The organism is Nonomuraea basaltis (genome assembly GCF_005893125.1).
GTDB classification, from domain to species: domain Bacteria; phylum Actinomycetota; class Actinomycetes; order Streptosporangiales; family Streptosporangiaceae; genus Nonomuraea; species Nonomuraea basaltis.
The window spans coordinates 1-22078 of record NZ_VCJS01000212.1 but is presented as its reverse complement, the minus strand read 5'-3'; the positions used below and the strand labels follow the sequence as shown (position 1 = coordinate 22078).

The following is a 22078-nucleotide window of genomic DNA, read 5'->3' as shown; positions in this document are numbered from 1 at the left end:
CTCCTCGGCCCGCCCCACGGCCACACGCACCTCCCCGGCGCCCTGCTTGAGGTGACTGCCGATGACCTCGCCGGTAGCGGGATTGAGTGAGTCGAACGTCAGCGTAGTCATGGCGTCACGATAGACCGGTAAGGCATCCCTTACTAGGTGCCGGGGTACTCCGGCCATCCCTGCCTGGCAGGGTGCCCCTAGGGGTCGCTGATCCGCTCCCAGGGGGAATCGAACGCGCCGGCGGTGTACGGGGGTCGGGCGCCGGGCGACGCGCCCGCCAGCGCCCTCTCAGGCGTGCGCGAATGCCTGGGTCCACGAACCACGTGATCGGTCAACGTGGGCTCGCGTAACGGCGGCTCACCACTGAAGGGTCAGCGGCCGTTTCCCTGGAGGGCCCTCAGCCGAAGTGCGATGGGGAGCCACGGCACCGCGTAAAGGATCAGAAAAGGGTGGGATTCTCTGGCTCGATACCGCGCAGGGCGGCGTAGTCCAGGGTTATGCAGGCGATGCCGCGGTCGGTGGCCAGCACTCGCGCCTGGGGCTTGATCTCCTGGGCGGCGAAGACACCGCGCACCGGGGCGAGCAGCGGGTCGCGGTTGAGCAGCTCGAGATAGCGGGTGAGCTGCTCAACACCGTCGATTTCGCCACGGCGCTTGATCTCCACCGCCACGGTCGCGCCCACCGCGTCGCGGCAGAGGATGTCGACCGGCCCGATCGCCGTCATGTACTCGCGCCGGATCAGCGAGTAGCCGTCGCCCAGCGTCGTGATGTGCTCGGCGAGCAGCTCCTGCAGATGGGCCTCGACGCCGTCCTTGATCAGCCCGGGGTCGACGCCCAGCTCGTGGCTGGAGTCGTGGAGGATCTCCGCCATGGTCAGGACCAGCTTCTCGCCGGTCTTGCCGTGGGTGACCGTCCAGGTCTCGCCGTCCTCCTTGAGCTTGCACGGCGGGTTCATCCAGTTGAGCGGCTTGAAGGCGCGGTCGTCGGCGTGGATGCTCACGCTGCCGTCCGCCTTGATCAGGACAAGCCTTGGCGCCATCGGCAGATGCGCCGTGAGCCGTCCTACGTAATCCACGCTGCATCGCGCGATGACCAGCCGCATGACGACCCACCATAGCGGCTCTGGAAAACTGGACGCATGGCGTTCGAACGGGTGGGAGCGATCGGCTCCGGAGACAGCGTGGGATGAGCCCCCGACGGGCCCGCCGCAGGGAGTCCTCCCGACCCTTCGGCTTCCCGACCGGCCTGGAAAAGGTGGAGGAGTGGCCGGACGGCGAGTGGAAGGTCCGCATGCTCAACGGCGCGTCCTCGTCGAAGGACTACCGCTGCCCGGGCTGCGACCACGAGATCCGCAGCGGTCAGCCGCATCTGGTCGCCTGGCCCAACTGGCGGGGCGGCGACGAGGAGCGCCGCCATTGGCACTCGGCCTGCTGGCGTAAGAGACTCGACCGCGGCCCAGGCCGCAGCCGTTATTGAGAGGATCGAAGTGGAAATTCGCGCGGCGACCGTGCTGCCGGCCCGGCGGGAGCCGATCGAGCTGCATACGGGCGACGGCCTGACCCTGGTCGGCGAGCTGGCCCAGCCCCTCGACCGCCCGCCGGTGGCGACGCTGGTGACCCTGCACCCGCTGCCCACCCACGGCGGCTTCATGGACAGTCACGTCTACAAGAAGGCCGCCAACCGCCTGCCCGCCCTCGCCGACCTGGCCGTGCTGCGCTTCAACACCCGGGGCACGTCGTCGGAGCGGGGCACCTCGCAGGGGGCGTTCGACGGCGGCGAGGGCGAGCGGTACGACGTCGCGGCGGCGCTGGAGTACGCCGAATACCACGACCTGCCGGGCGTGTGGGTGGTCGGCTGGTCGTTCGGGACCGAGCTGACACTCAAGTGGGCCCACGATCCGCTGGTCGAGGGTGCGATCCTGCTCTCGCCGCCGCTGCACAGGGCCACCGACGACGACCTGGACGCCTGGGCGCGGTTCGGGCGGCCGCTGACGGTGCTGGTGCCGGAGTTCGACGACTACCTGCGGCCGGAGGAGGCCCGCGCGCGTTTCTCCCGGGTGCCGCAGGCCGAGGTCATCGGCGTCGACGGGGCCAAGCACCTGTGGGTGGGGGAGCCGTACGTGCGGATCGCGCTGAACGAGATCGTCAAGCGCGTCAACCCGGCCGCCTGGCCGCTGCCGACGGAGGTCTGACGACAGGCTCTGGCGAATATTTCCGCGTGTGCCGGAGGCTCTGAAGGATTTTTTGAGCAGAATGAGCAAAAGCCTGGACCTGCGCCTGGACCAGGGTGAGAATCCGATCGTCAACCGAAGATCGTGGAGACGCCGGGCGGTCGTCCGTTCCGCGCGTAACCCCTGCTCACCATGGGCGAGGACAGATGCGGGTTGTGCGTATGTTAGGCGCGGCGGCGGTGGCGTTCCCGATCGCGATCGTGCCATTGGTCCAGGCTCCGGTCGCCGTCGCCGAACCGCGGGCTGCGGCGATCTCACCGGAGGGGCACGCGCTCGCCCGGGCCCGGCGTGACAACCGGCCCGTCGAGGTGGAGGCCCTGCGCAGCGAGACCCGTCAGGTCTTCGTCAAGCCCGACGGCACGTACACGATGGAGCTGCACGTCCGCCCGGTACGCGTCCGCAAGGAGGGCGGCTGGGTCCCCGTGGACACCACGCTCCGCCTCCGCCCGGACGGCGCGGTCGAGCCGGTCGCCACGGCGGCCGGGCTGACGTTCTCCGGCGGCGGCACCGGTCCGCTCGCCCGCCTGTCGCGCGGCGGCAAGTCCATGGACCTCGGCTGGCAGGGCACCTTGCCCAAGCCGGTGCTGAAGGGCGACACCGCCACCTACCCCGAGGTCATGCCGGGCGTGGACCTCCAGGTCACCGCGGACGTGGACGGCTTCTCCCACGTCCTCGTGGTCAAGTCGCGGGCCGCCGCGGCGAACCTCACCGAGCTGTCCTACCCGCTCTCCGCCGACGGCCTGTCCCTGAAGTCGGACAAGGCGGGCAACCTGGAGGCCGTCGACGAGAGCGGCGGCACGATCTTCATCGCGCCGACGCCGACGATGTGGGACTCCGAAGGCATCACGAGCCCGCAGGCGCTCAAGGAAGGCCGCTCGCCCGAGGCCCGGCAGGCCGTGATGGGCGTGGAGCTGACCGGCAGCAAGCTGCGCCTCAGGCCCGACAGGAAAATGATGGCGGACCCGAAGACCAAGTTCCCCATCTACCTGGACCCGTACTTCTCGGCCGCCCGCGGCGCCTGGACGGCCGTCTGGAGCAACTGGCCCAACTCCAACTACCTCAACTCCAGCGACGTCGCGAGGGTGGGCCACGTCGAGTCGCAGACCAACCGCTCGTTCTTCCAGATGAACACCGGCTCGACCATCCACGGCAAGCAGATCATCAAGGGCACGCTGCGGACCTACGAGACATGGTCGTACTCGTGCAACGCCCGCAAGGTCGAGGCCTGGGCCACCAACCCGATCAGCAAGAGCACCACGTGGAAGAACCAGCCGGCGTGGGTCACGCTGCTGTCCACGGTCAACGTGGCCAAGGGCTGGGGCTCGTCGTGCCTGCCCGGCGGGGTCGAGTTCGACGTCACCGCGCAGGTCGTGAACGCCGCCGCCAAGAAGTGGCCCAACATCACCGTCGGTCTCCGGGCCACGAGCGAGACCGACGTGTACGCCTGGAAGAAGTTCAAGAACAACCCGAGCCTGGTCATCGAGTACAACTCCGTGCCCACGAACCCCGTGGCCGCCGACGCGTGGTCGGACCCGGGCGGCCCCTGCGTCTCCGGTGACGGCCGCCCGATCATCAGCAGCGCCACGCCGAAGCTGTGGGCCAAGCTGAAGGACGCCGACAACTCGGTCAAGGGCCGGTTCGAGTGGTACAACGCCGCCGGGATCAAGACGGGCGAGTACCTCACCGCGGCGGGCTCGACGGGCACGGCCTTCTACGCGACGATCCCGCAGAGCCTGTACGCCGACGGCGCGCTGGTCCGCTGGCGGGTCCGCGCCGAGGACGGCAAGGCCAGCAGCGCGTGGAGCCCCTGGTGCGAGGCCACCGTGGACGCCTCGGCCCCCGGCAGGGAACCGGCCGTGACCTCGCCCCAGTACGCGGAGAACGGCTGGAGCGACGGGGTCGGTCTCCCCGGCACGTTCACGTTCGCCCCGAACGGCGTCCCCGACGTCGCCGCCTACGTCTGGGGCCTCGATTCCACGCCCAAGACGGAGGTCGCGCCCGGCCAGGACGGCAGCGCCACGATCGCGTTGACGCCGCGCCACGACGGCCCCAACGTGCTGTCGGTACGCAGCAAGGACCGCGCGGGCCATCTCGGCCCCATCCGCACCTACGTCTTCAACGTCAACGGGGGATCGGCTCCCAGCGGCCACTGGAAGCTGGACGAGGGTCAGGGCACCACGGCCGCCGACGCCGCCAACGCCCACCCCGCGACGCTGAACGGAGCCACGTGGACCTCCGGCAGGACCGGCAGCGGGCTGCGCCTGGCCAACGCGTACGCGCAGACCTCGGGTCCCGTCATCGACACCGGCCGCAACTTCACCGTCACCGCCTGGGCCCGCCTGACCAATACGAACGCCACCGCCACCCTCGTCACCCAGGAAGGGGCGAGAACCGCCGGCTTCGCGCTGCAGTACTCCAAGCCCGACGACCGCTGGTCGTTCACCCGCGCCGGCACGGACACCGACAACGCGGCGACCGTCCGTGCTCTGTCCGCGGCGGCCCCCAGACTCAACGAGTGGACCCACCTGACCGGCGTCTACGATTCGGCGGCGGGGCAGCTCACGCTGTACGTCAACGGCAGGCTGGAGTCCACGGTCGCCCACACCCAGCCGTGGAACGCCGCGGGCCCGCTCACCATCGGCCGCGGCAAGATCAACGGCGCTCCGGCGGAGTCCTGGCCCGGTGACGCCGACGAGGTGCGCGTCTACGGTCGGGCCATGTTCGCCGACGAGGTCGCCGACCTGGTCAACAGCGCCGCCACGCTGGTCGGCCACTGGAAGCTGGACGAGGACGACGGCCTGAGCGCCGCCGACTCCTCCGGCAAGGCGACGGCCGCGACGCTGGCAGGAGGCGCCACGTGGACCTCCGGCTGGCTGGACGGCGCGCTCGCGCTCGACGGCGTCGACGACCACGCCCAGGCCACCGGTCCGGCCGTCAACACCAGGACGGGCTTCACCGTCGCCGCCTGGACCCAGCTCGACTACCTCCCCACCCGCGACTCCGCCGTGGTGGCCCAGCCCGGAAGCCGGGCCGCCGGCTTCCAGCTCGGTTTCGACAAGGAACAGGGCCGGTGGACCCTCGGCATGGCCACCGCCGACACCGACACCGCCGCCCTCGTCCGCACCCGATCCGACGCCGTCCCCTTCCCGCTGGAGTGGGCCCACATCGCCGGCGTGTACGACGCGCTGGCCGGTGAGCTCCGCATCTACGTCAACGGCCAACTGTCCACCACCACCGTCACCGACCACCTCAGCGCATGGAACGCGACCGGCCCGCTGCAACTGGGCCGGACCAAGACCGCGGGCGTCTTCACCGGCTACTGGCCGGGCACCGCAGACGACGTCCGCATGTACGACGGCGTGCTCAACGCCGAACAGATCACTCAGCTCGCCGCCCAGTAACTCCCGCACCGCATCCCCGACTGGGAGAGGTTCATGGACCTGCCGGATGAGTTAGACCTGCCCGAACCCCGTTGGAATCGTTTACCGCAACCCGAAGAACCCGACCTCCCCGACCCCTACTGGAACCGTTTCCAGGAGCCCAAGAGCGAGTCCCCCTGGCCACGCAGGCTCGCGACCGTGCTCTCGATCGTCATGGTCCTGCCGCTCGCGCAGACCATGCCCGCCTCCGCCGCCTCCCGCCCGGCCCCGTCCGTGCAGAAGGAGACCCCGGTCAAGGGACAGAAGGTCCCGGTCCTGCCGCCGATGGCCGATCCCGCGCAGAAACAGGCGTGGAAGGCGCCACCAGGCATCACCTGGCCCAAACCCCAGAAGGCTGAGCTGGGCGGCGGCGCCACCACCCTGGCGGCCGGTTTCCCCGTCAAGCTGGCTCCTTCGAAAGACGTCGCCAAGGCGGCCGCCGACCCGGTGAGCGTCGAACTCCTCGACACCGACCTGCTCGGCCTCACGATGCGCGTCTCCCCCGGCCAGGGCGTCGCAACGGCCAGGGCGGCGAAGAAGACCCGCCTGCAAATCGACTACTCCGGCTTCCGCTACGCCTACGGTGGCGACTACGGCGCCCGGCTGCGGATGGTCAAGCTGGACGAATGCGCGCTCAACGCCGCCGCCACGAACTGCCCGCAGCCGCAGCCGGTGAAGAGCGAGAACAACGCCAAGGACGGCACGCTGACAGCGGAGGTCGAGACCACCGGCGTGTACGCGCTGACGGCCGCCGCCTCGGGCCCGTCCGGCGACCACGGCTCGACCTCGCTGGCCCCCTCGGCCAAGTGGAGCGTCGGCACCCAGTCCGGCGACTTCAATTGGGGCTACGACATGCGCACCCCGCCCGCGCTGGGCGGCGAGGAGCCGGACATCTCGCTCGACTACTCCTCCCAGAGCGTGGACGGCCGCACTGCCTCCACCAACAACCAGCCCTCCTGGGCGGGTGAGGGCTTCGAGCTGAACCCCAGCGGCTACGTCGAACGCCGCTACAAGTCCTGCATGATCGACGGCAAGAAGACCGGCGACCTGTGCTGGGACCAGGAGAACGCGACCCTGTCGCTCGGCAACTCCGCCGTCGAGCTGATCAAGGACGCCACGACCAAGCAGTGGCGGCCCAAGCGCGACGACGGCACCCGGGTCGAGTACCTCACCGGGGCGACCAACGGCGACAACAACGGCGAGTACTGGCGCGTCACCACCAACGACGGCACCCAGTACACCTTCGGCCTGAACCGCCTGCCCGGCTGGGTCAGCGGCAAGCCGGAGACGAAGTCGGTGCAGACGGTGCCGGTATTCGGCAACAACAGCGGCGAGCCCTGCTACTCCAGCACTCCGGCCAACGCCTGGTGCCAGCAGGCCTACCGGTGGAACCTCGACTACGCGGTCGACACCCACGGCAACGCGACCACGTACTGGTACGAGCGCGAGACCAACTACTACGGCCGCAACATGAAGCCGGAGCTGGGCACCTCGTACGTGCGCGCCGGCTACCTCACCCGGATCGACTACGGCTATCTGCAGAACGAGCTGTTCACCAAGTCCCCGGCCTCGCGCGTGGTGTTCGAGGCGGCCGAGCGCTGCCTGCCCAGCGGCACCATCACCTGCGCCGCCGACCAGCTCAAGAAGGAGACCGCGAGCCACTGGCCGGATGTCCCGTTCGATCAGATCTGCGACTCCGGTGTGAAGTGCGTCGACCGGCTGTCGCCGACGTTCTTCACGCGCAAGCGGCTGGCCAAGGTCACCACGCAGATCCTGTCCGGCACCGCCTACAAGAATGTCGACTCCTGGACCCTGACCCACCAGTTCCCCGCCTCGGGTGACGGGCTGAGCCCGGCGCTGTGGCTGGCCTCGGTCCAGCAGACCGGCCATGTGGGCGGCACGATCACGCTCCCCAAGATCACCTTCATGGGGGTCCAGCTGCCGAACCGGGTGGACGCGAACGAGGGCCGCGCCCCGCTGGTCAAGTGGCGCGTCCAGGCGGTCAACAACGAGACCGGCGGCGAGCTGCGCGTGAACTACGCGCCCGCCGACTGCAAGCCCGGCGACGTGCCGACCGCCGACAAGAACGCCAGGCGGTGCTTCCCGCAGCGCTGGGCGCCGCCCAACGAGGCCGAGGTCACCGACTGGTTCCACAAGTACGTGGTGACCCAGACGATGGAGGTCGACCGCGTCGCGGGCTCGCCGAACGTCGTCAAGGACTACGAGTACTTGGACGGCGCCGCCTGGCGCTTCGCCGACAACATCCTCGTCAAGCCCGAGCACCGCACGTGGGCGGACTGGCGCGGGTTCGGCCGGGTGCGGGTGCGCGAGGGCGACGGGCAGGACACCAAGCGCACGCTCACGGAGTTCCGGTACTTCCGGGGCATGCACGGCGACAAGCAGGCCGACGGCAGCAAGCGCAGCGCTCAGGTCGAGGACACCGAGGGCGTCAAGCTGGACGACCTCGACCAGCTGTCCGGGTTCGAGCGCGAGGAGATCATGTACGACGGCGACGGCGGGGCGATCCTGACCACTACCGTCGAGGAGCCGTGGTCCCTCAAGACCGCCGAGTCCACGCAGGGCGGCGTCACCAAGGCCGCGTACGTGGTCGAACCCAAGTCCATGGTCACCCGTACCGCGCTGGCCGGCGGCACGTGGCGGCGTACCGGCGAGGAGCGCTCGTACGACGCCAAGGGCCTGCTCAGCCAGGTGGAGGAGAAGGGCGACCTGGCGAAGGCCGACGACGACCAGTGCACCCGCTACACCTACGCCCGCAACGACACGGCCTGGATGCTCGAGTACCCGAGCAGGGTCCAGAAGGTCGCCGCCGGTTGCGGCACCGCCGTGTCCACGCTGGCCGCCGGTGAGGTGATCTCCGACGAGAAGGTCCAGTACGACGGCAAGGCGTACGGACAGGCTCCGGTCAAGGGCGATGTGACCTCGGTCCAGCAGCTCGTCTCCGGGGACGGCGCGACGATCACCGACAGCACCCACACCTACGACGCCTACGGCCGCGAGACCAGCGAGACCGACGCCGTGGGCACCAAGACCACCACCACCTACACGCCGACGGCGGGCGCTCCCGCGACCGAGATCACGGAGACCAATCAGCTGGGCCACGTCGAGCGCACCCTGCTCGAACCGGCCTGGGGCGAGCCCGTCGCCGAGGTCGACGCGAACAACCGCCGCATCGACATGGAACACGATGCGCTCGGCCGCCTGATCAAGGTCTGGCAGCCCGACCGCAACAAGGCGGCGGGGCAGTCGCCCAGCACCGAGTACTCCTACACGATGCGCACCGACGGACCCAGCGTCGTCACCACGAAGACGCTGCGCGCCGACGGCGGCTACACCACCAGCCACGAGCTGTACGACGGCCTGCTGCGCGAGCGTCAGACCCAGGAGCCCGCACCGCGCGACGACCAGACGCAGGACCCCGCGCTGCGTGACGGGCGCACGATCACCGACACCATCTACAACTCGCTCGGCGAGGTCGTCAAGACCAATACCGGCTACTTCGCCACCGGAACGCCGTCCACCGAGCTGCTGGCGGTGGCCGACACCGACGTGCCCACCCAGGTCGTGTCCGTCTTCGACGGCGCGGGCGAGGTCAACGGCCAGATCCTCAAGGCGAAGGGCGCGGAGAAGTACCGGGTCACCGCCAAGCAGGAGGGCGACCGGATCCACGTGACGCCGCCGCCGGGCGGCACCGCGACCACCCGGATCGGCGACGCCGACGACCGCCTCATCGAGCTGCGCCAGTACAAGGGCGCAACCCCGACCGGCGAGTACGAGTCCACCAAGTACGCCTACGACCATGCGGGCCGGCTGTCCACGGCGACCGACCACGCGGGCAATGTGTGGCGCCACCACTACGACATGCGCGGCCGGGAGATCAAGACCGAGGACCCCGACAAGGGCGTCACCACGATGACGTACAACGACGCCGACGAGCTGGTCAGCACGACCGACGCCCGCGGCAAGACGCTGTGGCACGTCTACGACGAGCTGGGCCGCAAGAAGGAGCTGCGCGAGGGCTCCGCCACCGGCCCGCTGCTGGCGGAGTGGACGTACGACGCGCTGGCCAAGGGCCACATGAACGCCAGCATCCGCTACGTGGGCGGGCAGGCGTACAAGGCCGAGATCAACGCCATCGACGCCGACTACCGCACGCTGCGCCAGACCGTCACCGTCCCCGGACGGGAGGGCAAGCTGGCCGGCTCGTACGTGCTCAACACCCGTTACACGCTCGACGACCAGGTCCAGTCCGTCAGCTTCCCGGCCGCCGGCGGGCTGGCCGAGGAGTCGGTCGTCTACAGCTACGACGAACTCGCCCAGCCGACCAAGGTCACCGGCCTGTCGGCGTACGTGAGCGCGACCCGCTACTCCAAACTGGGCGAGACCCTGCAGTACGAGCTGGGCGCCGGAGGCAAGAAGACCTGGCTCACCTACACCCACGACGAGTCCACCCGCAGGCTGACCAGCATGCGGCTGGACCGGGAAGGTGCCGCCGCCACCGACCTGAACCTCAACTACTCCTACGACGCCACCGGCAACATCACCAAGATCGCCGAGAAGGCCGGCGGCCAGGACACGCAGTGCTTCAAGTACGACCACCTGCGCCGCATGACCTCGGCCTGGACGGCCACCGACGACTGCGCCAGCGGCATACCGCAGTCCGACAAGATCGGCGGCGTGGCCCCGTACGCGGTCAGCTACGGCTACGACGCCACCGGCAACCGGATCAAGGAGACCAAGCACGCCTGGGGCGGCGCGGCCGAGGCGGTCCGCACCTCCGCCTTCCCGGCGGCGGGCGGCAATCAGCCGCACGCGTTGCAGTCTGTCGGGTCGGACCTCTTCGAGTACGACGCGACCGGCAACACCACCAGGCGCAAGGTCGGCACCTCGGACCAGAGCCTGGTCTGGGACGCCGAGGGCAACCTGGAGTCGGTGACGGAGGCGGGCAAGACGACGTCGTTCGTGTACGACGCGGACGGTGACCGGATCATCCGCAAGACCCCGACCGACGCCACGCTCTACATCGACGACATGGAGCTGCGCTTCGACTTCGCCAAGGACGCCGTCGAGCAGACCCGCTACTACACCATCAACGACGAGCCCATCGCGGTGCGCACGCCGGACAACCAGGTCTACTTCCTGGCCAACGACCACCAGGGCACCGCGCAGGCAGCGGTGAACGCCGGGACCGGGGAGCTGGCCGTGCGGCGGAGGACGCCGTTCGGCGAGGATCGCGGGGCGGCGCCACCATGGTGGCCGGGGCAGCGCGCGTTCGTCGGAGGCACGCAGGATGCGACGACCGGGCTGGTCCACCTCGGCGCCCGCGAGTACGACCCCAAGAACGGCCGCTTCCTGTCGGTGGACCCCATCATCGACGATGAGGATCCGCAACAGCTCAACGCCTACGCCTACGCCAACAACAGCCCCGTCACCATGAGCGACCCCGACGGGCAGCTGTTCTGGTTCGCGGCAGGCATCGCGGCCAGGATCGCGGCGCGATACATCGCCAGGAAGCTGGCCCAGGCGGCCGCCAGGCGGGCGGCGCTGGCCGCGGCCCGGGCGGCGGCCAGGCGTGCGGCCATCGCGGCGGCCAAGCGGCGGGCCGCGGCGCTCGCCAGGAAGAAGGCGTTGGAGGCGGCCAGGAAGAAGGCCGTGGCGGCGGCCAGGAAGAAGGCGCTGGCGGCGGCCAGGAAGAAGGCTGCCGAGAAGGCCAGGCAGGCGCGGGCAGCCGTGGCGCGACGGCGGGCCGCGGCGGCGGCGAGGAGGAAAGCGAGGAAGGAAGCCCGTGAGGCGGCGTTCAAGAGGCGGCTCGCGGCGGCGGCCAGGGCGCGGAACAGGCAGGCCGGCCATCGCCCCAGGGGAATTCAGCAGGCACGCTCGCGTCCGGCGCAGCGGCCGACCAGCCACAGGTCGACGCAGCGGCAGTCGCCGCCCAAGGTGAACCGGCAGCCGGCGCAGCCACGGCCGAGCCAGGTCTACCGCAACGACGGCACCACCCAGCCGACGCAGTCCTACACCGTCTACGGCAACGGCCGGATGTACCCCCAAGGCCGGCCGCCGTCGAACCTCCCACGGCCCAACGGAAGCGGCGCGGGGGAGAGGCAGCACTGGAAGCATGAACCGATCGAGTTGAACAAGAGAGGGGGCGCGGCGGCCGAACTCGGCGCCCGAGGCCAGAAGATCGTGGACAACATCGTCGACGGTTTCGACACCCTCTTCGGCGGACTGGGCTGATAGCACCATCTCTGCCGATGACGGACCGGCGCGGGGCTCTTGCAGCCCCGCGCCGGTGGCGCTCCTCCCGTAGAATCTTGTTCGGGTATGACATGGAGGAGGCAGCGTGGGCGCGTTCGATCTCAGCGGTAAGCAGGCTCTGGTCACCGGGGCGTCGAAGGGGATCGGGCGGGCCATCGCGCTCGCGTACGCCGAGGCGGGGGCCGACGTTGCGCTTGTCTCCCGATCCGCCGAGACCCTCGCCGAGGTGGGCAAGGAGATCGAGGCCCTGGGCCGGCGCGCGGTGGTCATCCCCGCCGACCTCACCGACCGCGAGGCCGCCGCAGGAGCCGTGGCGGCGGCGATCGACGGCCTGGGGCACGTCGACATCGTAGTCAACAACGCCGGCGGGTCGAACTTCCTCGTCGAGTTCAAGGACCTGCGGCTGTCCGGCTGGGACAAGCTGATGCGGCTCAACCTCGACTCCGCCGTGTCCGTCTGCCACGCGGTCGCCCCGCACCTGCTGGGCCGGGGGGACGGCGTGGTCATCAACGTGGCGTCGGTCGCGGCGCTCGGCGCTCCCTTCCTCGCGCCCTACGCCGCCGCCAAGGCCGGGCTGGTGGCGCTCACCAAGACGCTGGCCGTGGAGTGGGCGCAGGCGGGGGTACGGGTCAACGCCCTGTGCCCCGGCTGGACGGCCACCGAGCTCAACCGCAAGCTGTGGGAGAACGAGGCGTCCAGCGCGGCCACGGTCGCCACCGTCCCCATGCGGCGCTGGGGGACCGTGGAAGAGATGGCCCAGCCGGCGGTCTTCCTGGCCGGCGCGGCGTCGGCGTACATGACCGGGCAGGTGCTGTTCATCGACGGTGGAGCCACCGCTATCTGATGGGGCCTCTGACCAGGGCCGCGAGAAGTGGTCGCGCCATGTGGGCATATCGGCATACGTCATTGGGTGCTCGCCGCCGCGAACCGGGCTACCGTGTGGTCCGTGCAGCTCTACACGAGATCGGCCGGGACCGGGCTCCCGGTTGTGCTGCTTCACGCGTTCCCGCTGTCGTCGGCCATGTGGCTCGCCCAGCGGGAAGAGCTGGCCAAGGTCTGCCGAGTCATCACACCTGACCTGCGCGGCTTCGGCGGGTCGCGGCTCGGTGAGGACGAGCCGTCGCTCGACCTCATGGCCGACGACGTCGCCAGGCTGCTCGACGAGGAGGGCATCGACAGGGCGGTGGTCGGCGGGCTGTCCATGGGCGGCTACGTGACCATGGCGTTCTGCCGGCGGCACCCCGACCGGTTGCTCGGCGCCATCCTGGCCGACACCAAGGCCGGCCCCGACCCGGCTCCGGCGCAGGAGAACAGGGAGCGCATCGCGCGGGCCGTCCTGTCCGACGGGAGTGACGTGCTGGTCAGCGAGGTGCTGCCGGGGCTCATCGGGCCGACGACCAAGGAGCGGCGCGCCATGGTGTTCGGGCGCGTCAAGGGGCTGGTGCAGTCTGCGCCGCCGGGCGCCGTCGCCTGGGCGCAGCGGGCCATGGCCGCGCGGCCCGACTCGTTCGGCACGCTGGGCGCGCTGAAGGTGCCCCTGCTGATCCTGGTGGGCGAGGAGGACGAGCTGTCACCGCCCGCCGACGCCGAGGCCATGGCGCGGGCCGTGCCCGAGGGCCGGGTCGAGATCATCCCGAAGGCCGGGCACCTGAGCGCGGTCGAGCAACCGGAGGCGTTCAACGCGGCGGTGACCGAGTTTCTCAGGACGGAGCTTGGTGGCACGCGGCAGTGACGGGGTGGCCGGGCCAACGCTTGGCGGCGTGCGGCGGTGACCCCGTGCGTCAGGCCTGCGCTTGGCGGCGTGCGGCGGTGACCCGGTGCGTCAGGCCTGCGCTTGGCGGGGTATGACGACCTCTCGAATGATCAGCGCGATCGCCGCGGCCACCGGGATGGCCAGGAGCGCGCCGACGATGCCCAGCAGCGCGCCGCCGAACAGCGCGGCGATCACCGTCACGGCGGGCGTCACGTCCACCGAGCGCTTCATCACCCTGGGGTAGATCAGATAGTTCTCGACCTGCTGGTAAATGAGGAAGAAGATCACGCAGGCGATGCCCGCGGGCACCGACTGCAGCAGCGCCACGCCGGTCACCAGCACCGCGCCGATCGTGGCGCCCACCAGCGGGATCAGGTCCGTCAGCGCGACGACCAGGGCGAGCGCGAGCGCGTATCTGACCCCTGCGACCGACAGGAAGATCCACGTCAGCACGCCCGCGATGACCGAGATCAGCACGTTGCCCGCGACGTAGCCACCGATGCCGGTGAGGATCTGCTCGGCGATCGCGCCGGTACGCGTCCGGCGCGAGGCCGGCACGAGCTTGAGCAGGTAGTGCTTGATCGTGTGCAGCGAGCCGAGGAAGTAGAGCATGAGCACCAGCAGTGTCACGGTGGTGAACGCGCCGTCGAGCACCACCAGCCCCGCGCCCATGATCCCGGTGGCCAGCGACGGCCCGAGCGTGCCCGTCACGAACGTCGTGAGCTGCTGGGTGATCTGGTAGTCGGCGTCGAGCTGGCGCAGCGTCGGGTGGTTGCTCAGATCCTTGAGATAGCCCGGCACCGCCGCGACGAACTCCGACAGCTGCTGGCCCACAGGCGGCACCACCGCCAGCCCGAACAGCGCGAACGCCACGATGACCCCGGTGAACACGATCGAGATCGCGCCCCGCCTGGCCACGCCGCGGCGCTGCAACGCCTCCACGGCCGGGTTCAGCCCGACGGCCAGGAACATCGCCACCACGATCAGGATGATCGTGCTCAAGGAGTTGACGACCATCTGCGCGAGCGCGATCGCCGTCAGCACCCCCAGCCCGCCGACCAGCCCGAACAGGAACGGGCCGCGGGCGAGCGGCTTACCGGGGATCCCGTACGGCTGCGCGGCGCCGTCCTCCTCGACCGCATCCTCCTGGGAGGCGCTGTCCTGCTGCAGGGCGCGGTCCTCGCGAGGGGCGCCGTCCTGCTGAGGGGCGCCATCCTCCTGGTCCTGCGCCGTTTCCTGCCCGGCTGCTGGCCCGGGCTCGACATCTGTGGACAAAGGAACTGACTCCCCCCGGAACGGGTCGGCGGTAAAGCTCGGCAGACGGGCGCGTACAGCTCGTACAGCCCTCATGACAAAGAGAGAGCCTAGCGACCATTGGATCGCCAGGCTCTCTCCAGCCGACATGCAGCCCCCGTGAAGCGGATCAAGCCGTGTGCGTTACTCCTGCCACCACTCCGCGTCGTCCTCGGACTTGGCCTTGGCCTCGACCTTGGGAGCGGGCGTCGTGGCCGGAGCCGGCGGCTCGACCACGGGCGCGGGCGCAGGCGCGGCGATCGCGGGCTTGGGCGGGGCCGCCGCGACCGCGGGCTCCGGGTCCATGCCCGGCAGGGCGGCGCCACCGAGCAGCTGGCGCAGCTGCGCCAGGTGGCTGGTGATGCTGTCGCGCTGGCGGGTGAGCTCGTCGACCTGGCGCTGCATCGTCGACCTGGCGCGCTCGGCTTCGTTCTTCGCCTCGGTCACTATTGTCTCGGCGCTCGACTTGGCGTCGGACACTATGGTCTCGGCGCTCTTGCGGGCGTTCGCGACGAGCTGCTTGGCGTGCAGGTCGGCCTCGCGGCGGGTCTGGTCGGCCTGCTGGGTCGCCTTCGTGGCCCTCGACTCGGCCGTGGCGGCGCGCTGCTCGGCCTCGGCGACCAGCTTCTGCGTGGCGGCCTGCGCGGTGGCGTGGCGCTCGGCCTCCTGGCGCTCGGCATCCTCGCGGCGGGAGGCGAGCTGGATCTCGAACTCGGCCTCGTCCTGCGCCCGCTTGGCCTCCGACTCCTCCAGCACCCGCTGAGCCTGCGCGCGCATCTCGTCGGCCTGCCGCTTGGCGGTGGTCAGCACCTCGTCGCGCTCGCGCTTGGTCGAAGCGCGCAACTGGGCGACCTCGCGCTCGGTCGTCGTGCGAAGCTTGGCGATCTCCCGCTCGGCGTCGGCCCGCTTCTCCGCCACCTCGTGGTCGGCGGTGGCCCGCAGCTTGGCGGCCTCGCGCTCGGTGGTGTTGGTCAGCTCGTCGGCCTCGCGGCGGGCGGTCGAGCGGATGTCCTCGGCGTCCCGCTCCGCACTGGTGCGCATCTCGTCGGTCTCGCGCGTGGCCTGGGCGCGCTTCTCAGCGGCCTCGGCCTCGGCGTGGGCGCGCAGGTCGGCGGCTTCCACCTTGGCGGCGGCCTTGATCTCGTTGGCCTCGGACCTGGCGGCCTGCACGAGCTCCGTGGCCTGCTCCTCGGCCAGGCGGAGCAGCTGCTCGATGCGGGCGCCGAGACCGGAGTAGGTGGGGCGCTCCTGCTCCTGAAGCTGGCGCTGGGAGTCGGACAGATCGCGCTGCAGGCCGGAGACTTGCTCGCGGGCCTGGCGGAGCTCTTGATCGAGCTGCTTGAGGTGATCATGGACCTGATGGCGGTCATAACCACGAAGCACCACGTCGAACTCGCGTGCTGGGGCGTCCTCGAAGAAGTTGTTGAGCTGGGCGTCGATGTCGGACTGCATGGAGGCTCGATCCTGGGTTGTCGAGACGGCTACACGGGCCGGACGGGGGGTTCGGGGCATCCGATCCAAGGAACCTGTGCCTCGCGGCAGGCTCCATGTCCGGTGGAAGGCCAAGCGTACTCTGCTGCTGCCATCTGCGAAGCCCCGTCCAACTTTCTGCGTGACTAGTTACATATGAACGATTTTGCGGTTACGAGTGCCTGGCCGCCTGGACCAACTCCGTCAGCATTCCTCCCACATCCTTGGGATGCAGGAAGGCGATCTCCGAGCCCATCGACCCATGCCTGGGACGCTCGTCCAGCAGCCTCACACCCTTTTCGTTGATCTTAGCCATGGTTTCTGTGACGTCGCGTACACCGAATGCAACATGATGGACGCCCTCGCCCCGCTTGGCGAGGAATTTTCCCACAGGTGAGTCTTCGGAGAGAGGCTCTAGGAGCTGAATGTAGGAGCCCCCACCTTCGCCGTCGGCGATGTGCAGCATGGCCTCCTTCACGCCCTGCTCCTCGTTCACCTCTCTGGCGACGACGGTGAGCTCGAACGTCTCCGAGAAGAACGCGATCTTCTCCTCCAGATTCCGGCAGGCGATCCCGATGTGGTCGATCCTCATGAACATGTGTGGCCTACCTCCATAGCGAGCGACGTCCCACCCGTGGGTATCGTGTCAAACAACCGGACGCGCGAGCACAGGAGGCCGTTGTCATGTCCAGTTCCGTCATCGTGGCCGGAGCTCGCACTCCTGTCGGCAAGCTCCTCGGCACCCTGTCCGGCCAGTCGGCCGTCGAACTGGGCGGCATCGCCATCAAGGCCGCTCTGGACCGGGCCGGGGTGGCGCCGGAGGCCGTCGAGTACGTCATCATGGGCCAGGTCCTGCAGGCCGGCGCCGGCCAGATCCCCTCCCGCCAGGCGGCCGTCAATGCCGGCATCCCGATGACCGTCCCCTCCGTCACCATCAACAAGGTCTGCCTGTCGGGCCTCGACGCGATCGCCCTGGCCGACCAGCTCATCCGGGCAGGGGAGTTCGACATCGTGGTGGCCGGGGGCATGGAGTCCATGACCAACGCCCCCCACCTCCTGCCGGGGCTGCGCAAGGGCGTCAAGTACGGCGGGACGGACGTGGTCGACTCGATGGCCCACGACGGCCTGTTCTGCGCCTTCGACCAGTGCGCGATGGGGGAGTCGACCGAGCGCTACAACGCCAGGCTCGGCATCGGCCGCGAGGAGCAGGACTCCCTGTCCGCCCGCTCCCACCAGCTCGCCGCCGCCGCGATCAAGAACGGCCTCTTCGAGGAAGAGATCGTGCCGGTGGAGATCCCGCAGCGGCGCGGCGAGCCGGTGATCGTGAAGGAGGACGAGGGCGTACGCGGGGACACCACGGTGGAGACCCTGGCCAAGCTCCGCCCGGCCTTCGCCGCCGACGGCACCATCACGGCGGGCTCGGCCTCCCAGATCTCCGACGGCGCCTGCGCCGTGGTCGTCATGTCCAGGTCGAAGGCGGAGGAGCTCGGCCTTGAGTGGCTGGCGGAGATCGGCAGGCACGGCAACGTGGCCGGCCCGGACGCGTCGCTGCAGTCACAGCCGGCCAACGCCATCAAGCAGGCGATGGCCAAGCAGGGCGTGACGGCCGGGGACCTGGACCTCGTCGAGATCAACGAGGCGTTCGCGAGCGTGGTCCTGCAGTCCGCCAAGGAGCTCGGTGTGCCGCTGGACAAGGTGAACGTCAACGGCGGCGGCATAGCCCTGGGCCATCCGATCGGCGCGTCGGGCGCGAGGATCGTGCTGACGCTGGCGTACGAGCTGAAGCGCAGGGGCGGCGGCCTGGGCGCGGCGGGCTTGTGCGGCGGCGGCGGTCAGGGCGACGCCCTCCTCATCACCGTCCCGAAGCTCTAGGTCGTCCGTCCGCGCGGCGGCCGGCGTCGACATGGGCGTCTGGCACATGCCGGCCGGCGTGCCGTACCTCATCCGCGTCGGCACCGGCCTGCGCGCGGCAAGATGGTCATCACCGTGTGACGACAGGTCGCGAAGACCACCCGGTGTCGTGCGGCCTCGCGTCTCAGCCGGGCTCCCGGGTCCGGACCGCGCGATGCCCCGGTCCAACCAGGAATGGACCGGGGCTCCGTGACGCGTTGCCCGGCGCCGAGGCTCCGGGCGTGCCCCCTACGGGGGCTGTTCAGCCCGGCCGCGAGGGAGGTTGCGGCCGGGCTGCTTGTGGGCGGTCATGGGGCGAGGAGCTTGGCGAAGATCGAGCGGTGACGGCGCTCGGACCTCTGGCCCTTCACGGCCTCCCGCACGCGCCGCTGCTCGGCGGCGGCCCGGCGGAGTTCGGAGGCGTGGTGCTGCATGACGGTGTATTCGAGTTCGGCGTTCACTTGAGTGCTCCTGTGCGCGTTGCCTTGTTGCCTGCACTCTTGAGACTCCTCCTAAGGCCCTCCCCGCCGCATCGGGCTTATGTCTTATATGCGGCTAGAGAGGGACTTAGGTCTCGCGCACTAGGCCACTAAGACGGCCGGCGGACCGTGTAGGTATGCCCAGGCTTGGTGTCGAAGGAGAAGGTCGCCTCTGCGGTGTCGGCGTCATGGCCGAAGGTGAGCCGTACGGGCCGGTGGGTGGCATCGTCCACCACCACCGGCCGGCGCGACCCCCAGGGGCTGGCGAACGTGGCCGTGCCGCCCTTCTCGCTGAGCACCTCGATACCCGAGACCTCTAGCCCCGCGCGGCGCTCGGCGGAGATCACGAAGGCGCCCTTGGCGCGCAGCCGCACGAACTTGCCGTCGCGACCGGCGGGCCAGGCCGGGAAGACCCGGATGACGTCCTCGAACGTCTGCAGGAACATCGAGTTGACCGTCTCCAGCGAGCCCGAGGTCTCCTGCCCGCCGCCGCCCTGCCGCACGGTCAGGTTCGGCCGCCACAGCCGGTTGATCACGGTCGTGAACCTGCCGATGAGGTCCTCGGGATCCCAGCCGGCGCGTGCCGCGATCGTGAACGTCTTCGGGAAGCCGTTGATGGACGAGCCGCGCGAGCCGGGCAGGAACGGGTCCACCCACTGCAGGGTGTTACGGACCTTCCGCAGCTGCTCCTGGTCGCCGCCGATGGCGAGGTTGTCGCTGGGACGGACGACGCCCTCCAGGTTGATCGGCTGGTCGTTCTTGTTGAGCAGCGCGTTGCCCTTGATCGAGTTTTCGATCTTGGAGGCGAGGAGGATGACGTCCAGGCCGTCCATGGTCGCCGTCGGGTACGGCGCCAGGTCGTCCAGGTAGCTCTGCCAGACCGGCCGTAGCTCCGCGTCCACGCCAAGGGCCTGGCTGTACTCGATCAGCGCGGTCAGCGTACGGCGGATGTAGCCGAGGTCGTAGACCGAGTCGACGTCGTTCCCGCCCTCGTTCACCGCGCTGTGCAGGACGTGGTACTTGCCGTCCTCGCCCTTCTCCACGAAGTCCATCCAGAACTCGCCGAGCTCCTTCAGGAACGGGTAGGTCTGGGTACGCAGGAACTCCTCGTCGCGGGTGTACTCCCAGTTCCACATGAACGGGATCGCGGCGAAGGTGCCGTTGGTCTTCTGGTCGCTGAGCTTGCCCGGCAACTTGGGCCCGGTCACGGGGACGTCGGCGGGCGCCGGACGGGTCGCGTTGTACGGGGAGAAGGTCCGGCTGAAGGTCATGCCCTTGTACCCGGCGGCGTGGGTCGTGTTGCGGACGTAGGGCAGCTCGGCGGCCACCGCCTTGTAGTACGGCGCGGCCAGTTCAGGCCGGTTCGCCGAGTACACGCCGTAGTACTGGGACTCGGTGTTGTAGTTCATCCAGTACCGGTTCGCCCCGCCGGTCTGGTCCATCGTGCGCCACGGGGCGTAGGTGCCCGGCATGAAGAAGCCCTCGCGGCTGGCCGCGCCCATGGCATAGAGGGCGCCGTAGTAGTACTTGTTCAGCGTCGCGTCGCCGGTGTCGACGTAGGACTTGAGCCAGAACCGCTTCCACCAGTCGCGGTGGGCGGATCGGGCCTTGTCGAGGGCGCGGCCGTCGATCCCGGCCACCCGGTTGACGGCTTTGGTGGTGAAATCGTTCAGCGGCGTGGGGTTGGCGTAGCTCCCGTTGCCGTGGATCGAGGTGACCAGCCGTACCGGTCTGCCAGGGGCCAGCTCGAAGGACAGGCGGGCGGTGTTGCCCGACGGTGTGCTCGCGGTGGCGCGCGAGCCCAGGACCCTCGCCGACGCGGCGGCCTTGGACGCCCACCTGGTCGCGCCGTCCGCGCCGGTCGTGCGGGTGACCCACACCTGGCCGTCACCGGCGACGCCGGTGGTCCCGCCGGCTGCGGTCAGGTCGGCCTGGAGCGGCAGCGGCTGCGCGTCGTCCGGGATCGACAGCTCGGTGACCAGCAGGTTCTCGCCGTCGGTGAGCCATGAGCGAGTGCTCAGCACTCGGCCGTCGACCGTCTGGGAGCCGCGGACCTCGGCGTTGAGGATGTCCTGCTGCTGACGGTAGTTCGGGTCGCTGCCGGTCGCGCCGGCGATGACGTTCGTCTGCCCGTCGAACAGCATCAGGTCGCGGATGTAGGCCTTCTGGTTCGGGTCGGCGGGGTTGTGTACCGCACCCGTGATCAGCAGGCGCACGTAGCGGGTGGTGAAGGCGGGCACGGTCCGTTCGGTGAGCTCGGCCGTGTTGCCCGTGACGGTGTCCACGTCGGTCCAGGTGGCGCCGTCGTCGCTCTTCTGCAGCCCGAGCTGGTCGTCCTGGGCGGCGGGCTGTCGGGAGCGGGCGAGCTCCTCGCCGCGCCGCTACGCGAAGAGCTCGCCGAGCTCTGCCTGTTCCCCGTACGCGTGGAGACCTCCCGGCTGGGCAGCGAGTCGGTCGCGCTCGGTGCCGTGCGGCTGGCGCTCGACCACGTCGAGCACGCGCTCTTCGGCGTGTGACCTGTTCATGGCTCTCTACGGCTCGTCGGTGAACTTGACCGTGACCTTCGTGAAGCCGAGCGACTTGAGCATGCCCGACAGCATCGCCTTGGTGTTGGCGTCGGCCCTGGCCCGCAGGTCGCTCGCCACCGCCGCCTCGGTGATCTTCTTCTCGGCGAGCAGGTAGAGCTCCCGCTGGTCCCCGGGGGAGCCCGACAGGAAGCCCTGCACCCGGTCGAACAGGCCGCGCTGCTGCGCGAACACGTACGAGCGGCTGTTGTCCAGGTTGGGCTTCTCCAGCTGGGCGCGTGGCAGCCGTATGGTCGCCTGGGTGCGGTCCTCCGAGACCGTCACCGCGTCCTTCGCCATGGCGGAGAAGTCGACGTACGCGTCCACCCCGCCCGCCCCGACGAACAGCGTCCTGGTGCCCTTGATCGCGTCGGGCAGGAAGTTCGCGTCCTTCTCCAGGTCCACCACCACCTGGAAGTTCCCCGTCGCGGCCTCGAACCGGCTCAGGTCCTTGATGGACTGGAGCAGCACCGGCTGGCTGCGGTCGATGGCCTGCTCGCCCATCGGGTTGAGCCAGGTCCAGGCCAGGCGGCCGGCCACCACCAGCAGGACCGCCAGGACCAGGAAACCCGCCACATATCGCCACCTGCGGCGTCGCCCGGGGGTCACCTCGGACAGCGTCGTATGGGAAGTCGTCATGAGTGCATGACTACCCGCTGATCGATCATCAGTGCGCGCCGTTTGGTGACATCTACGACTGTCCCTTATACACATCT

At 69.8% G+C, this 22078-nt stretch carries 15 protein-coding genes; 8 read left to right on the top strand and 7 right to left on the bottom strand.

All coding sequences use genetic code 11. The features are described from left to right. Nucleotides 1–430: 430 nt before the first annotated feature. A complete protein-coding gene (gene nucS, locus EJK15_RS54270) occupies nt 431–1093 on the bottom strand; it encodes an endonuclease NucS (protein WP_138718295.1) in 663 nt (220 codons plus the stop codon). A gap of 83 nt (nt 1094–1176) precedes the next feature. Between nucS and EJK15_RS54265 the strand changes: the two genes are divergently transcribed. From EJK15_RS54265 to EJK15_RS54240, 6 genes are all read left to right on the top strand, one after another. Continuing rightward, entirely contained in the window at nt 1177–1467 is a 291-nt protein-coding gene (locus tag EJK15_RS54265; RefSeq protein ID WP_138718294.1) for an ATP/GTP-binding protein, read from the top strand. 10 nt (nt 1468–1477) lie between these two features. Then, complete coding sequence (locus EJK15_RS54260) at nt 1478–2182, top strand: alpha/beta hydrolase (RefSeq protein ID WP_138718293.1); 705 nt, start codon at nt 1478–1480, stop codon at nt 2180–2182. A 200-nt stretch (nt 2183–2382) separates the two neighbouring features. Beyond that, nucleotides 2383–5622, top strand: a complete 3240-nt coding sequence (locus EJK15_RS54255) for a LamG-like jellyroll fold domain-containing protein (protein ID WP_240777807.1) — start codon at nt 2383–2385, stop codon at nt 5620–5622. Between the two features lie 33 nt (nt 5623–5655). Continuing rightward, on the top strand, nt 5656–11892 hold the full coding sequence (locus tag EJK15_RS54250; RefSeq protein ID WP_138718292.1) for an RHS repeat domain-containing protein: 6237 nt from the start codon (nt 5656–5658) through the stop codon (nt 11890–11892). Between the two features lie 106 nt (nt 11893–11998). Next, a complete protein-coding gene (locus EJK15_RS54245; protein WP_138718291.1) occupies nt 11999–12757 on the top strand; it encodes an SDR family NAD(P)-dependent oxidoreductase in 759 nt (252 codons plus the stop codon). 102 nt (nt 12758–12859) lie between these two features. Beyond that, nucleotides 12860–13645, top strand: a complete 786-nt coding sequence (locus EJK15_RS54240) for an alpha/beta fold hydrolase (RefSeq protein WP_171075077.1) — start codon at nt 12860–12862, stop codon at nt 13643–13645. 90 nt (nt 13646–13735) lie between these two features. Here the strand turns inward: EJK15_RS54240 and EJK15_RS54235 are convergent, their stop codons facing one another. From EJK15_RS54235 to mce, 3 genes are all read right to left on the bottom strand, one after another. After that, nucleotides 13736–14941, bottom strand: a complete 1206-nt coding sequence (locus tag EJK15_RS54235) for an AI-2E family transporter (protein ID WP_240777806.1) — start codon at nt 14939–14941, stop codon at nt 13736–13738. Nucleotides 14942–15103: 162 nt separating this feature from the next. Beyond that, nucleotides 15104–16411, bottom strand: a complete 1308-nt coding sequence (locus EJK15_RS54230) for a DivIVA domain-containing protein (RefSeq protein WP_138718290.1) — start codon at nt 16409–16411, stop codon at nt 15104–15106. A 190-nt stretch (nt 16412–16601) separates the two neighbouring features. Continuing rightward, the gene (gene mce / locus EJK15_RS54225; RefSeq protein ID WP_138718289.1) at nt 16602–17027 is read right to left on the bottom strand and encodes a methylmalonyl-CoA epimerase; all 426 of its coding nucleotides are present in this window, start codon (nt 17025–17027) and stop codon (nt 16602–16604) included. Between the two features lie 86 nt (nt 17028–17113). On the opposite strand from mce, the gene EJK15_RS54220 reads away from it, so the two are divergent. Next, nucleotides 17114–18301 carry an acetyl-CoA C-acetyltransferase gene (locus EJK15_RS54220; protein ID WP_138718288.1) on the top strand — a complete coding sequence of 396 codons (1188 nt, stop codon included), beginning with the start codon at nt 17114–17116 and terminating at the stop codon, nt 18299–18301. 326 nt (nt 18302–18627) lie between these two features. Here EJK15_RS54220 and EJK15_RS71700 read toward each other — a convergent pair whose 3' ends face one another. Both EJK15_RS71700 and EJK15_RS54215 read right to left on the bottom strand, forming a co-directional pair. Next, nucleotides 18628–18780, bottom strand: coding sequence for a hypothetical protein (locus EJK15_RS71700; protein ID WP_171075076.1), 153 nt, complete (start codon nt 18778–18780; stop codon nt 18628–18630). Between the two features lie 128 nt (nt 18781–18908). Then, the gene (locus EJK15_RS54215; protein ID WP_138718287.1) at nt 18909–21014 is read right to left on the bottom strand and encodes a glycosyl hydrolase family 95 catalytic domain-containing protein; all 2106 of its coding nucleotides are present in this window, start codon (nt 21012–21014) and stop codon (nt 18909–18911) included. On the opposite strand from EJK15_RS54215, the gene EJK15_RS54210 reads away from it, so the two are divergent. Further along, the gene (locus tag EJK15_RS54210) at nt 20985–21314 is read left to right on the top strand and encodes an acetate and sugar kinases/Hsc70/actin family protein (RefSeq protein WP_138718286.1); all 330 of its coding nucleotides are present in this window, start codon (nt 20985–20987) and stop codon (nt 21312–21314) included. The two genes, EJK15_RS54215 and EJK15_RS54210, sit on opposite strands and share 30 nt — an antisense overlap. 15 nt (nt 21315–21329) lie before the next feature. On the opposite strand, the gene EJK15_RS54205 is transcribed toward EJK15_RS54210, so the two are convergent. Then, nucleotides 21330–22001, bottom strand: coding sequence for a DUF4230 domain-containing protein (locus tag EJK15_RS54205; RefSeq protein WP_138718285.1), 672 nt, complete (start codon nt 21999–22001; stop codon nt 21330–21332). Between the last annotated feature and the right edge of the window lie 77 nt (nt 22002–22078).

Excerpts from the sequence above, each read along its gene's own strand:
- nucS (WP_138718295.1), bottom strand. The coding sequence starts at position 1,093 with ATGCGGCTGGTCATCGCGCGATGCAGCGTGGATTACGTAGGACGGCTC.
- EJK15_RS54265 (WP_138718294.1), top strand. The coding sequence starts at position 1,177 with ATGAGCCCCCGACGGGCCCGCCGCAGGGAGTCCTCCCGACCCTTCGGC.
- EJK15_RS54255 (WP_240777807.1), top strand. The coding sequence starts at position 2,383 with ATGTTAGGCGCGGCGGCGGTGGCGTTCCCGATCGCGATCGTGCCATTG.
- EJK15_RS54250 (WP_138718292.1), top strand. The coding sequence starts at position 5,656 with ATGGACCTGCCGGATGAGTTAGACCTGCCCGAACCCCGTTGGAATCGT.
- EJK15_RS54230 (WP_138718290.1), bottom strand. The coding sequence starts at position 16,411 with ATGCAGTCCGACATCGACGCCCAGCTCAACAACTTCTTCGAGGACGCC.
- mce (WP_138718289.1), bottom strand. The coding sequence starts at position 17,027 with ATGTTCATGAGGATCGACCACATCGGGATCGCCTGCCGGAATCTGGAG.
- EJK15_RS54220 (WP_138718288.1), top strand. The coding sequence starts at position 17,114 with ATGTCCAGTTCCGTCATCGTGGCCGGAGCTCGCACTCCTGTCGGCAAG.
- EJK15_RS54205 (WP_138718285.1), bottom strand. The coding sequence starts at position 22,001 with ATGACGACTTCCCATACGACGCTGTCCGAGGTGACCCCCGGGCGACGC.